Source organism: Serratia sp. HNCC26DJ244 (assembly GCF_057180565.1).
The window spans coordinates 63300-76727 of the sequence record NZ_JBXUGO010000001.1 but is presented as its reverse complement, the minus strand read 5'-3'; the positions used below and the strand labels follow the sequence as shown (position 1 = coordinate 76727).

Below are 13428 nucleotides of genomic sequence, written 5' to 3'. Positions count from 1 at the left end.
GATACCGATTAATACCGAAGGAAAAGAGCCTTAATCAATCCTGCTGAGCGGCCTGCTTCAGCTGTTTCTTCTGGTACTTAATCATCGCAAAGTAGCCCAGCAGTAACACCGCTACCCACACCAAGCCAGCATACAGTGAAACACGTGTTGCCGGGAAGTAGCCAATCAGGCCGATAACAAAGACCAGAAAGAGAATGGCAATTACTGAAGTCACTACGCCACCACGCAGGGGGAAGGCCAGTTTGCTGACCTGCTCTTTGCTCAAACTACGGCGGAAAGCGATTTGTGAAATCAGGATCATGATCCACACCCACACGGTAGCAAAGGTTGCCAATGAAGCAATCACCAGGAATACGTTTTCCGGTATGATGTAGTTGAGATACACCGCAACCAGCAGTGCCGCCATCATGACCACCACGGTCACCCAAGGGATACCATTCTTGGAGATCTTGCTGAATATTTGCGGTGCATGACCTTGCTCTGCCAGACCGTGCATCATCCGCCCCACCCCAAACACATTACTGTTAATGGCGGACAATGATGCGGTGATCACCACAAAGTTGAGGATCCCCGCCGCAATGGTGATCCCTATATGTTGGAAGGTCAATACAAATGGGCTGCCATTAACGCCGACCTGATTCCATGGGTAAATGGACATAATGACAAACAGTGTCCCGACGTAGAATACCAGAATACGCCAAGGCACCGAGTTGATAGCTTTAGGGATCGAAACTTTCGGATCTTTGGCCTCACCAGCGGTGATACCGATAATCTCAATGCCGCCATAGGCAAATATCACCAATTGCAGCGACAAGATCATACCGATAAAGCCATTACTGAAGAAGCCTCCGTTGGTCCACAGATTGTGTATCCCGGTCGGTTGCCCGCCATTACCGATACCCCAGACAATGATACCGATACCGGCGACGATCATGACAATAATGGTGGCCACTTTGAAGAACGAGAACCAGAACTCCAGCTCGCCAAACACCTTGACACTCAACAGATTGATGGCACCGATAATCAGTACGATACTCAACACCCAGATCCAGTGTGGTACTTCGGGGAACCAGACGCCCATATAGATGCCGAATGCCGTTACATCCGCAATGGCAACAATCAAGATCTCAAAACAGTAAGTCCAACCAGTGATATAACCCGCCATCGGGCCGAGATAATCCTGAGCATAACGAGAGAAGGAGCTGGCCTGCGGATTATTGACCGACATTTCCCCCAGTGCACGCATGATGATAAAGGCGACGATACCCCCGAGCAAATAGGCGAGCAACACACTAGGCCCCGCCATTTTGATCGCCTCTGCCGAACCGTAAAACAGACCGGTACCAATGGCAGAACCCAGCGCCATAAATCGTATATGGCGCGTACTAAGACCCCGTTTCAGCTTATTGCCCGGTGTTAGAGTGGATGATTGTTGTTGCATGAAAATGACCAGTCCTTGTTTAACATAAAAAACACGGACAAGTCCGTGTCCTATCTTTATACCCTTCGTCCTTCAAGCTGCATGAGTGTTAGCTGCGGTTACTCGCCTCATCCATGAGACCTCGCCCCCTACGGGGCCGCATACCAGCAACTCGAATTATTTGGGATATAGATCATCAATTTAAGAGTGAACTGCTACTTGGTTACGAGCGAAAACGCGATCATAAATGGCAACCAGCAACAGCATCAACAACGAAGGAGGCAACCATGCCAACCCCTGCGCTGCCAGCGGCAAGTGATGAATCCATTCAGGCATCAAATCCACAAAAGGGGATGTCTTCACCGCATCTAGAATACCAAACAACAAGCTGACTAACATCACTGGCGCGATAATACGCGTAGCACTATTCCACCAACGCAGAGTAAAACTCAACACCACCAACACAATGCAAGGGGGATAAATCGCCGTCAGCACCGGTATAGAGAGCTGGATCAGGTGGCTCAAGCCAAGATTGGAAACCAGCATCGAGAACAGACCCAGGATAAATACCAGTTTTTTATAGGATAACGGTAAATATTGTGCGAAAAACTCAGCACAAGCACAGGTCAGGCCAACCGCGGTCACCATACAGGCAATGAAGATCAATGCCGCCAGGAAGAAACTGCCCATGGTACCGAATGTATTTTGTACATAGGCATGCAAAATCACCGCACCATTGGTGGCCTCTGGCACCAGAACACCACTACCGGACCCCAACTTGAACAGACTCAGATAGACCAATGTCAATCCCACGCCAGCAATCAGACCCGCCAGGATGGTATAACGCGTCAACAATCCTCGATCTGTTACCCCACGGGAACGTGCGGCATTGACGATGACAATACCAAACACCATCGCCCCCAAGGTATCCATGGTCAGGTAGCCATTTATAAAGCCAGAAGAGAACGGCACATTCTGATAAGCCTCAACCGCTGGGATAGGTGCCCCCGCAGGCCAGAGCAGCGCAGCGATACCCAGCATCGCCAGGGCAACAATTTTCACCGGTGCCAGAATATGGCCAACAGTATCGAGCAAACGCCCCGGATATAAAGAGATGCCAATCACCAGCACAAAATAGACCAGGCTATAGATAAATAGTGGCAGGGCACCACCACCGGTCAACGGAGCCATTCCCACTTCAAATGAAACGGTCGCCGTACGTGGCGTAGCGAACAGAGGCCCCACGGTGAGATAACAGACCGTCGCCAGCAGTAATCCTGCATGACGGCCTATTGGTGCGCTAAGGGTATCAACCCCCCCGCCAACACGAGCCAGTGCAATCACGGTGACTACCGGTAACCCCACCGCTGTCACCAGAAAACCGATTGCTGCAGTCCAAACATGTTCACCGGACTGTAGACCGACCATCGGTGGGAAGATAATGTTTCCTGCCCCGACGAATAAAGCAAAAGTCATAAAACCTAATGCCAGGATATCTTTTGACGCTAAGCGATGGCTCATAGGATATTGCGCTGCCTGTTAAATGGAATAAATGATTGATTCTTAAAGATGAAGAGTAAGCGGAGGTTTACTCCAACAACGCAGGCTTAGTTAAACGTTTATACCCGTCTTCATGCAAGTTGCAGCAGCTTCTATCGATTATCAGCTATCTGCAGACGAAGCTATTTAGAGGATATGGCCCTGAAAGGCAAGATGAACAACAAAAAGCAGAGTTTTATACCAGAAATAGTTTTACAACCAGTTGATAATCTCAATTTTTCCGTAATAAACACCATATGATTTGTTTAATTTTTAAACAAAAAACACACGGAATGTGACAAATATGACCACCTTGTACATTAAAAAACCGCTATTGATGTCTTAAGCGCGCAAGTTGTGCTTTTTTTTGCCAAAAATAGAATAAATGATGAGCTGAGCATTTCAATGTACCGGTGGGCTCAGGCTCATCCACTGTATATGGAGAAATAGCACAATCGCAGCAGTACTACTCGCCCATTTTCACCTTATTGTCGATGGATGCGGCTGGCACAATGAGTCGTTTCGGCAACGTAAAGATAAAGCGCGTACCTATGCCCGGGTCACTCAAAATCTCCAAGCGTGAATCATGATGACTCAGAGCATGTTTAACAATGGCCAAGCCCAAACCACTGCCGCCGGTCTGCTGTGAACGTGATTTATCAACACGGTAGAAACGTTCGGTCAAACGCGGAATATGTTCTGGAGCGATCCCTGGACCATTATCACTGACCTGGAACTGAGCACCCAGTGGCGTCTGCTGCCAACTTATCTCGATATGGGTGCCCTTTGGCGTGTGATTCACTGCGTTATACACCAGGTTCGATACGGCACTGTGTAGTTGATCTTCGTTACCAAATACCTGCAAATCTTCATTCACCCGGAAGCTAATCTGGTGATTCCCCGCACTCAGGGATTGCGCCTCTCGTTGCAATACACCCAGGATACGTGGAATATCCACCTTTTGATTCATCGCGATACTTGGCGCAGTTTCAATACGTGACAACGTGAGCAACTGCTTCACCAAGCCATCCATGCGTTTGGTCTGTTCTTGCATGGTACTCAATGCTTTATCGCGCACTGAGCCCTCAAGGGCTTCGTCACTCATCATCTCCAAATAGCCCTGCAACACCGTTAATGGTGTGCGCAATTCATGGCTGACATTGGCAAAAAAATTACGCCGGGCCCCTTCCAACTGACGCTTCTGGGTAACATCACGGGCCACCATCAACAATTGCCCTTCGGAATAAGGCATAATGCGGAACTCAACAAAGCGCTCGTTATTCAAGTGCAATGTCAGAGGTTTGAAGAACGCCTGCTGTTGCAGATATTGACTAAATTCGGGATAACGTATCAGGTTCAGAATATGTTGACCGTTATCTTCCGGCCAGCGGAAACCCAGCAAGTGCTGCGCCAGGCCGTTACACCAAAAGATATTACCCTCTACGGTGGTCATCACTACCGCATCGGGTAACGACTCCGCACCACTACGAAAACGTTTGATCAATAAGGCCAGTTCGCGGCGGCGATGGCGGTTACGCTGCTGCATTTTATACAAACCATAAAACAGCGGTTCCCAGCTCCCATGTCCCGGGGGCGGCGTCATACTACGATCAACCCACAACCAGTGGGAAAGTTTCAGTTGGTTATAGAAATTCCAGGCAAGGGCTACCAACACCGATGCCAATAACAACCAAGACAAATAACCAAAAATCAACCCAAGCAATAAAGCAGGGAAGCAAAAAAAGGCCAGTTCCAGCAGCAGTTTCTTCCAGGATAAGCGTTCTAGCACAATAGTGTTTTCTCCAGCACAGGGCTGTCAGTAGCGCGTTGAAAAACGGTAGCCGGTACCGCGAACAGTTTGCACCATTCTATCATGACCACTGCTCTCTAGCGCCTTACGCAACCGGCGGATATGGACATCAACCGTACGGTCTTCTACATAAACGTTAGTGCCCCAAACGTTGTTCAGCAACTGCTCGCGGCTGTAAACACGTTCGGGATGGGTCATAAAGAAGTGCAACAGCTTGAACTCGGTCGGCCCCATATCCAGTGCCAGCTCATCAGCCATCACTCGATGTGAGGAAGGGTCCAGGCTTAACCCCTGCATTTCAATCAATTCCTCTACGGCCATCGGTGAAATACGGCGCATCACCGCTTTGATCCGGGCCACCAACTCCTTGGGCGAGAAAGGCTTGATGATATAGTCATCGGCGCCCACTTCCAACCCTCGAACCCGATCTTCTTCTTCTCCGCGTGCGGTCAGCATCATCACCGGAATATCCCGTGTCATCGCCTCACGCTTCATATACTTGATAAACTGTATTCCAGACCCACCAGGCAACATCCAGTCCAGTAACACCAGATCAGGAAACGGCTCAGACAGGCTCTTTACGGCGCTGTCATAATCCTCAGCTTCCAACGCTTGATAACCATTCTGCTCCAACACAAAGCACACCATTTCACGGATCGGCGCTTCGTCTTCTACCACCAGTATACGTATTGCCATCGTCAACCCTGCCAATGTGTTAGCGGCCTATTACACTCTGCCTGGTCATTATGCGTCAGTTTTATGACAGTTATATGAATAAAACCGCCCCGGGATGACGCTTGGCAGTGAGATTGTTTCAATCCTAGACAAAATACTTCGAGTTGCTTAACAAAACGCCATTCATCTTGTTCAGCGTTTGCCCCTTGCCTGCATCTTGACGGAACTTGGGTATATACTCTGGTGCTATCATCGTTGTCAGCCTGGAAGATTCATGCGCCTGATCCATACCTCTGACTGGCATTTAGGCCAGTACTTTTTCACCAAGAGCCGCGCCGCCGAACATCAATCTTTTCTGTGTTGGCTGGTTGAGCAGGTGCAACAGCATCAGGTCGATGCGCTAATTGTTGCCGGTGATCTGTTTGATACCGGCTCCCCACCTAGCTACGCACGGGAACTGTATAACCGTTTTGTGGTGCAACTACAACACACCGGTTGCCAGTTGGTGGTACTCGGTGGCAATCATGACTCAGTGGCCACACTCAATGAATCACGGGAACTGCTCTCTTGTCTGAACACCACAGTAATTGCCAATGCACAAGCCGAAGTTGATCAACAAATTCGAGTGCTCAACCAGCGTGATGGCCAGCCAGGGGCGGTGCTCTGTGCGGTGCCTTTCTTGCGCCCACGGGATTTAGTCACCAGCCAGGCGGGTGAATCGGGCAACCAGAAACAGCAGGTTTTACAACAAGCTATCGCTAATCATTACCATGAGCTTTATCAGTTGGCCTGTGCACGGCGCGATGCCCTGGGCCTACCCTTGCCGATTATTGCCAGCGGTCATCTAACGACCGTGGGGGTCACCACCTCAGATTCAGTGCGTGATATTTATATCGGTACGCTGGATGCCTTCCCTGCTCAGTTATTCCCCCCCGCCGACTACATTGCGCTGGGCCATATTCATCGTTCGCAATGTGTCGCTAAAACCCAGCATATCCGTTACAGCGGTTCGCCAATCCCGCTCAGTTTTGATGAATTGGGTAGCGCCAAGAGCGTATTGATGGTTGATTTCGCCGCCGGTGAACTACAGCAAGTCACGCCGCTGGAGGTACCTGTTTTCCAGCCGATGCAGTTGATCAAGGGTGATTTGCCACAAATCGAGACGCAATTACAGCAATTTGCCCACTATGAGGGGACATTACCGGTGTGGCTGGATATCGAAGTTGCTACGCAGGATTATCTCAGTGATATCCAGCGCCGCATTCAACAGTTAGCGGAAGATCTGCCGGTTGAAGTGGTGTTATTACGACGTGGTAAACAGCAACGGCAACAGGCGATTGACCGGCAAGAGAGAGAGACCTTGAATGAATTGAGTGTCGAAGAGGTGTTTCAGCGGCGATTAGCCTTGGAAACAGACCTGGACGAGGCACGCCAACAACAGATGCGCCAACTGTTTCAGCACGTGGTGAATGACTTGCATCATCCTGAGGAGCCCTGCGCATGAAAATCCTGAGCTTAAGGCTGAAAAACCTCAATTCGCTACAAGGTGAATGGAAAATTGACTTCACCACTGAACCTTTCGCCAGCAATGGTCTATTTGCCATCACCGGCCCCACCGGTGCGGGTAAAACCACGTTACTGGACGCTATCTGCCTGGCGTTATATCACCAGACGCCGCGTCTGGAGGTCAGCGCCAGCCAGAATGAACTGATGACTCGGCACACCGCTGAATCACTGGCAGAGGTGGAGTTTGAAGTAAAAGGGATCGGTTATCGTGCCTTCTGGAGCCAACGTCGAGCGAAAAACTCACCGGATGGCAGCCTGCAGGCGCCTAAAGTCGAACTGGCGCTACGAGAAAATGGCAAAATTTTAGCGGATAAAATTTCCGATAAAAAAGAGCTGATTGCCTCCATTACTGGCCTGGATTTTGGCCGTTTCACCAAATCGATGATGTTATCTCAGGGGCAATTCGCCGCGTTTCTCAATGCCAAACCTAACGAACGTGCCGAGTTACTGGAAGAACTGACCGGCAGCGAAATTTATGGGCAACTGTCGGCCCGGGTGTTTGAACGACATAAACAGGCAAAAATCGAGCTGGATGTATTGCATCAGCAAGCTAACGGCATTGAACTGCTCAATGAGGAGCTACGCCAGACGCTGGAAAATCAACTCATCCAACTCAATAGTGAAGAGCAAGGTTTAAACCAACAGACGCAACGGCTACAACATCAGTTGAACTGGCTACAGCAGTGGCAAACCACGGCGCAGCAAGTGCAACACCACCAGCAACAACTGGCTGGGGTACAACAGGACTATCAGCAAGCAGAACCACAATTACAGCAGTTGGCCCGCAGTGAACCCGCAGAAAAATTACGTCCACTGCTTGATGAACGCCAGCGTTGCCAGCAAGAGACGCGGTCTTTGCAACAACAAGCCGAACAATTGGCGCAGCAACAACAACAGCAACTCACTGCCTTGACCCCATTACAGCAACAATCCGATCAAGCGCAGGCGGCAAAGCAAACGCAAACGGCATACCAGCAACAACAGCAAACATTGATTGCTGAAAAAGTAGCGCCATTAGACCAGCAGATAGCCCAACTGAAACACCAGTTGGCCGAGGCAACAAAACAGGGGGAAGATCAGCAAAAGCTCAGTCAGGAGCAACAACAAACGCTGGAAAAACTGACCCTGAGACGAGCTGAACTCACCACCTGGGCGGCACAATATCAGCACAAGCAAGCCTCACTGAATACGGTACTGGAGCAACAGTTACCACAGCAAGCCGCACTTGAAGCCCAATCACCGTTAGAAAAACTGCGGGCCCGTCAGGCCGAACTGAATGGGCAGCGGCCTATTCGCCAACAGTTGTCCCATCTGGCGGTATTGTTTCAACAAAATCAGCAACACCTTGATCAACAGCAGTTGGAGTTTACCCAGCGACAACAACAGTTGATGGAGGTGGAACGTCAACTAGAAGTGACTCGCCAACAGTACCAACAGCAAAAGGCACATTTGTTGGCGGTGGAGAAAAACCTTGAGTTTGAAAAACGTATCGTCAGCCTGGAAGCCGAACGAGCACGTTTGCTCACTGATGCCCCTTGCCCATTATGTGGTTCGACACAGCACCCGGCAATCAAGCAGTACCAGGCGCTGAAACCGAGCGAGACGGAACAACAAGCCACTGAATTACGAGCTAAAACCGACGAGTTACATACCTTAGGCACCAAACTGCGCACGCAAAGTGAAAGCCTGAAACAGCAGCAGCAACAGCTGCAAACCACCGTTAACCAAGGGTTACAGCAACAAGAACAACTGATCAAAAACGGGCAACAGATTAGCGCTCCCTTGGCTTGCAATTTTACACTGCAAGACCACACGCAGTTATCAACCTGGTTAACCGCTTGCGACAGTGAAGAACAGGCTAATCAACAGTTACTGCAACAACATGAGCAAATCACGCGCGCGATACAACAAACCAAAGAGGAATTAACCACCCTGCAAAACCAGCACTTTGGTTCTCAGCAGGAAGCGGTACTCTTGAATGAACGTTTTGAGCGGCTAACGCAACAGCAAGCTGCAACTCAACAGCAATTAGCCAAGTGGCAACATGATTGTCAGACCTGCGTTCAACAACTGACTAGCCTCACCGCTGAACGCATCGCGCTGTTTGGCGAACAGTCGGTGGCCGAGGTAACTGAACAACTGAGACTCGCACAAAACCGGGTGGAAAATGCCTGCCAGCAAGCCACAGAACAGTTGCAGCAAGCCTTGGTACTGCGGGATCGTCTGGAGGGTCAACAACTGGCATTACAACAGCAGCAACAACAACATCATGGGCGGCTACAGCAGGCCGAGCAACAATGGCAGCTCGCATTGGCTAACAGTGACTTTGCCGACGAAGCGTCATTCAACACCGCCTTACTTGGTGATGAACAGCGCCAGCAGTTGCAACACTATAAAGAACAGTTACAACAACGCCAGTTGCAAGCCACCACCCTGTTAGCTCAGGCGATACAAATGCAAGAACAGCAGCGCCAAAATCAACCCAGTGGTTTGGATGAGCAACTCACCAGTACCGAGCAACTGGCTACTGCGCTGAATGGCGTAGCGGAACAGTTAAAACTATTGCAGCAGCGCCAAGGGGAGGTCCGTAACCAATTGGGCAGCGATGCCGAACGTCGTCTTCATCAGCAATCATTGTTAACCCAGATTACCCTCTGCCAACAGCAACATGACGACTGGAGTTTGCTCAATCAACTCATTGGTTCCAAAGAGGGGGACAAGTTCCGCAAGTTCGCCCAAGGCTTGACCCTTGATCATTTGGTTTATCTGGCCAATATCCAGCTTGCCCGTTTGCATGGCCGCTACCTGCTACAACGTAAAACGACGGATACGCTGGAGTTACAGGTTGTCGATACCTGGCAAGCGGACGCTCTGCGTGATACTCGTACCCTTTCCGGTGGGGAAAGCTTTCTGGTCAGCCTGGCATTAGCCTTGGCGCTATCAGACTTGGTGAGCCACAAAACCAGTATCGATTCACTGTTCCTGGATGAAGGTTTCGGTACCTTGGATGCAGAAACATTAGATACCGCCTTGGATGCGCTAGACAACCTTAACGCCACGGGTAAAACCATCGGTGTCATCAGTCATATTGAAGCCATGAAAGAGCGCATTCCCGTGCAAATTAAGGTAAAGAAAATCAATGGATTGGGGTTGAGCCGTTTAGATGCCCAGTACCGTGTTGAATCACCTTAGTGGCCATAGTGTGATCACTGCGACAGTACATAGTGAAAAGCATTGAGCGACGAATGAAAATCGTTATCATGTCTGAAATAACAGGATTGTCACTGTGAATACAGGCAAAACCTGACCTTCAGCGGTGCTTCTGGGGTCAGGTTTTTTTGTTTTTAGCAGACAGGGAACCGCCATGAACATCGCCAAGATCCTCAATAACAACGTGATAATTACGCTGAACGAGCGCCAGGAAGAGACGGTCGTTATGGGGCGTGGCATCGGCTTTAAAAAGAAAAGCGGCGATCCGGTGGATGAAAGCCTGATCGAAAAGGTATTCACTCTCAATAGTGGTGAAATCGGTGAACGCTACAAAGAACTGTTGGCAGAGATCCCATTAACCTGCATCACTACGGCGGATAAAATCATCACCCTCGCCCGCGAACGCTTACCGGGCAAATTGCACAATATTGTATACATTACGTTGACTGACCACATCCATTTCGCCTTGCAACGCCATGCACAGGGTCTGGCTATCAAGAACGTCTTGTTATGGGAAATAAAGAAACTCTATTCAAACGAATTTGCTGTTGGGCTGGAGGCTTTAAATATCATTACTCAGCGATTGGCGGTCACCTTACCGGAGGACGAAGCCGGTTTTATTGCCTTGCACTTGGTCAATGCCCAGTTAAATGACGAAATGCACAATACGCTGCATATCACCCGGGTAATGCAGGAGATCCTCAATATCGTCAAATACCATTTCCGCTTTGACTATAATGAGGAAACCCTGAGTTACCACCGCTTTCTCACTCATTTGAAATTCTTTGCCCAACGTTTGTTAGGTAAAAATTACGTCGACAGCCATGATGATTCGCTCTATCAGGTGGTCAAGGATAAATATGGCGAATCCTTCGCCTGCGTTGGCAAAATAAACCAATATATCGCTCAACACTATCAGCACTCGTTAACCCATGAGGAGATGATGTTTTTGACCATCCATATTGAGCGGGTGCGCAGTGAGAATGCCCCAATCGCCAAGAGGTAAACAACAACCAGGCTAGAGTGGCCACAACCATGCCGCACCCCTTACACCGCTGGAATCCCCGTGCATCGCTTGGCGAACCGGGGTTTGACACTCCCCGCCAAATACCCAGGATTTCAGTTGTGGCGGTACAGTCTGATACAAACGCGCGATATTGCTCATTCCCCCGCCGAGTACGATCACATCAGGGTCAAAGAGGTTGATCACATGAGCTAACGATTTTGCTAGCCGTAACTCGTAACGCTGTATGGCCAACAACGCCAATTTATCCTGCTGCGCCACCAACGCCATAATCTCATCGCCTTTCAGCCGATGGCCACTCAGCCGGGCGTAATCTGTGGCAAACCCGGTGCCGGAAATAAAAGTTTCAATACACCCTTGTTTGCCACAGTAGCAAGGCACTTCAGCACGAAAACGCAGTTCATCATCATCCAACCAGGGGAGAGGATTATGGCCCCACTCACCAGAAATCCCATTTCCCCCGGCATGTACCTGGCCGTTGATGGCCACACCGGCACCACACCCAGTACCGATGATCACCGCAAAAACAGTTGATTTACCGGCAGCGGCCCCATCGGTGGCTTCGGATACCGCCAGACAGTTGGCATCGTTAGCCAACCGCACTTCGCGCTGTAGCAGAGTGGAAAGGTCTTTATCCAGCGGTTTACCATTTAACCAGGTTGAGTTGGCATTTTTCACTAAACCGGTAAACGGCGATAGTGTCCCTGGAATACCCACCCCGACGGTCCCTGATTGCGCGGTTTTTTCTTCTGCCAACCTCACCAAGCCAGTAATCGCCTGCAATGTCTGCTGATAATCATCACGAGGTGTCGCAATGCGGTGACGGAATAGTTCTTGCCCGTCGTTCGCCAGTGCTATCACCTCAATTTTAGTCCCTCCCAGATCGATACCAATACGCACTATGACTCTCCTCAATATTCGACGATGGCAAACTTAGGCCCAGTGTGTTCCATAACCGTGTCACTCGGTGCTGATTATAGACTCAAGTTGATTCACGTTGCAGGGGCTCTAGGTGCCTGCGTTACCCCATCTATCTGCCCCATACCTTGAGCAGGACTCCTTTGCCCATGAGTTGCGAGCTGAATCACCACGCGACAGGCGATTTTTCAGCATCAATTCGTTATTATGCCGCTCTGCTTTTGACGAATCAGCGTGCGCGCTACCCATATTTATACTCAAGTTGCAGCGATGGGTACCCATGCACACCTAGCCAGGAAGAACATTATGCTATGGTTTAAAAATTTGATGGTTTACCGCTTGAGCCGTGACGTTGCACTCAATGCTGACGAGATGGAAAAACAGCTTGGCAACTTTAGCTTCACTCCTTGTGGCAGCCAGGATATGGCAAAAACTGGCTGGGTTTCGCCGATGGGGTCTCACAGTGATGCGCTGACACATTCGGTGAATGGCCAAATCATGATCTCTGTGCGTAAAGAAGAGAAGATCCTACCCTCTCCGGTGATCAAACAAGAATTACAGGCGAAGATCGAAAAACTAGAAGGTGAGCAACACCGTAAGTTGAAAAAAACCGAGAAAGATTCGCTGAAAGACGAAGTGTTACACAGCTTATTACCCCGTGCCTTCAGCCGTTTTAACCAAACCAATATGTGGATCGATACGGTTAACAGCCTGATTATTGTCGATGCCGCGAGTGCCAAACGTGCCGAAGACTCGCTGGCGTTATTGCGCAAAAGTCTTGGTTCGCTGCCGGTAGTGCCATTAACCATGGAAAGCCCGATTGAACTGACACTAACCGAATGGGTACGTTCGGGTGAACTGCCTGCCGGTTTTAATATTCAGGATGAAGCCGAACTGAAAGCCATTCTGGAAGAAGGTGGCGTGATCCGTTGCAAAAAACAGAACCTGGTCAGTGATGAGATAGCCGTACATATTGAAGCCGGTAAACTGGTCACTAAGCTGGCCGTAGACTGGCAAGAACGCATTCAACTGATCCTGGCGGATGATGGCTCATTCAAGCGTCTGAAATTTGCCGACACCTTACGTGACCAGAACGATGATATTGATCGTGATGATTTTGCCCAGCGTTTCGATGCTGACTTTATCCTGATGACCAGTGAGCTGGCGGCGTTGATCAGCAATACTATTGAGGCCCTGGGGGGAGAAGCTCAGCGCTAAGGCACAATTTGAATTACAGGCTTATGGGCGCGCCTGCGCGCCCAATAT

General features: G+C 49.7%; 9 protein-coding genes. 4 read left to right on the top strand and 5 right to left on the bottom strand.

What is annotated here, in order from left to right; all coding sequences use genetic code 11:
* Positions 1 to 34: 34 nt before the first annotated feature.
* The 4 genes from proY to phoB all read right to left on the bottom strand — a co-directional run bounded on the left by proY (position 35) and on the right by phoB (position 5465).
* Positions 35 to 1441: a proline-specific permease ProY gene (gene proY / locus AC2A06_RS00365; RefSeq protein WP_023489488.1), complete on the bottom strand. Its 1407-nt coding sequence runs from the start codon at positions 1439 to 1441 to the stop codon at positions 35 to 37.
* 180 nt (positions 1442 to 1621) lie between these two features.
* Complete coding sequence (gene brnQ / locus AC2A06_RS00360) at positions 1622 to 2941, bottom strand: branched-chain amino acid transport system II carrier protein (protein ID WP_484378995.1); 1320 nt, start codon at positions 2939 to 2941, stop codon at positions 1622 to 1624.
* A gap of 484 nt (positions 2942 to 3425) precedes the next feature.
* Complete coding sequence (phoR, locus tag AC2A06_RS00355; protein ID WP_484378994.1) at positions 3426 to 4748, bottom strand: phosphate regulon sensor histidine kinase PhoR; 1323 nt, start codon at positions 4746 to 4748, stop codon at positions 3426 to 3428.
* Positions 4749 to 4775: 27 nt separating this feature from the next.
* A complete protein-coding gene (phoB, locus tag AC2A06_RS00350; RefSeq protein ID WP_484378993.1) occupies positions 4776 to 5465 on the bottom strand; it encodes a phosphate response regulator transcription factor PhoB in 690 nt (229 codons plus the stop codon).
* A 253-nt stretch (positions 5466 to 5718) separates the two neighbouring features.
* Between phoB and sbcD the strand changes: the two genes are divergently transcribed.
* The 3 genes from sbcD to licT all read left to right on the top strand — a co-directional run bounded on the left by sbcD (position 5719) and on the right by licT (position 11226).
* Positions 5719 to 6948, top strand: coding sequence for an exonuclease subunit SbcD (gene sbcD, locus AC2A06_RS00345; RefSeq protein WP_023489484.1), 1230 nt, complete (start codon positions 5719 to 5721; stop codon positions 6946 to 6948).
* Complete coding sequence (sbcC, locus tag AC2A06_RS00340) at positions 6945 to 10202, top strand: exonuclease subunit SbcC (RefSeq protein ID WP_484378992.1); 3258 nt, start codon at positions 6945 to 6947, stop codon at positions 10200 to 10202. The genes sbcD and sbcC overlap by 4 nt, the downstream gene beginning before the upstream one ends.
* Before the next feature lie 172 nt (positions 10203 to 10374).
* Positions 10375 to 11226 carry a BglG family transcription antiterminator LicT gene (licT, locus tag AC2A06_RS00335; protein WP_484378991.1) on the top strand — a complete coding sequence of 284 codons (852 nt, stop codon included), beginning with the start codon at positions 10375 to 10377 and terminating at the stop codon, positions 11224 to 11226.
* A 12-nt stretch (positions 11227 to 11238) separates the two neighbouring features.
* On the opposite strand, the gene mak is transcribed toward licT, so the two are convergent.
* Complete coding sequence (gene mak, locus AC2A06_RS00330) at positions 11239 to 12144, bottom strand: fructokinase (RefSeq protein ID WP_023489481.1); 906 nt, start codon at positions 12142 to 12144, stop codon at positions 11239 to 11241.
* Positions 12145 to 12468: 324 nt separating this feature from the next.
* Here mak and rdgC point away from each other — a divergent pair, with 324 nt between their 5' ends.
* The gene (rdgC, locus tag AC2A06_RS00325; RefSeq protein ID WP_023489479.1) at positions 12469 to 13380 is read left to right on the top strand and encodes a recombination-associated protein RdgC; all 912 of its coding nucleotides are present in this window, start codon (positions 12469 to 12471) and stop codon (positions 13378 to 13380) included.
* Positions 13381 to 13428: the final 48 nt, after the last annotated feature.

What these genes read in the sequence shown, in the direction of transcription:
- proY (WP_023489488.1), bottom strand. Translation starts at nt 1,441, where the DNA reads ATGCAACAACAATCATCCACTCTAACACCGGGCAATAAGCTGAAACGG.
- brnQ (WP_484378995.1), bottom strand. Translation starts at nt 2,941, where the DNA reads ATGAGCCATCGCTTAGCGTCAAAAGATATCCTGGCATTAGGTTTTATG.
- phoB (WP_484378993.1), bottom strand. Translation starts at nt 5,465, where the DNA reads ATGGCAATACGTATACTGGTGGTAGAAGACGAAGCGCCGATCCGTGAA.
- sbcD (WP_023489484.1), top strand. Translation starts at nt 5,719, where the DNA reads ATGCGCCTGATCCATACCTCTGACTGGCATTTAGGCCAGTACTTTTTC.
- sbcC (WP_484378992.1), top strand. Translation starts at nt 6,945, where the DNA reads ATGAAAATCCTGAGCTTAAGGCTGAAAAACCTCAATTCGCTACAAGGT.
- licT (WP_484378991.1), top strand. Translation starts at nt 10,375, where the DNA reads ATGAACATCGCCAAGATCCTCAATAACAACGTGATAATTACGCTGAAC.
- rdgC (WP_023489479.1), top strand. Translation starts at nt 12,469, where the DNA reads ATGCTATGGTTTAAAAATTTGATGGTTTACCGCTTGAGCCGTGACGTT.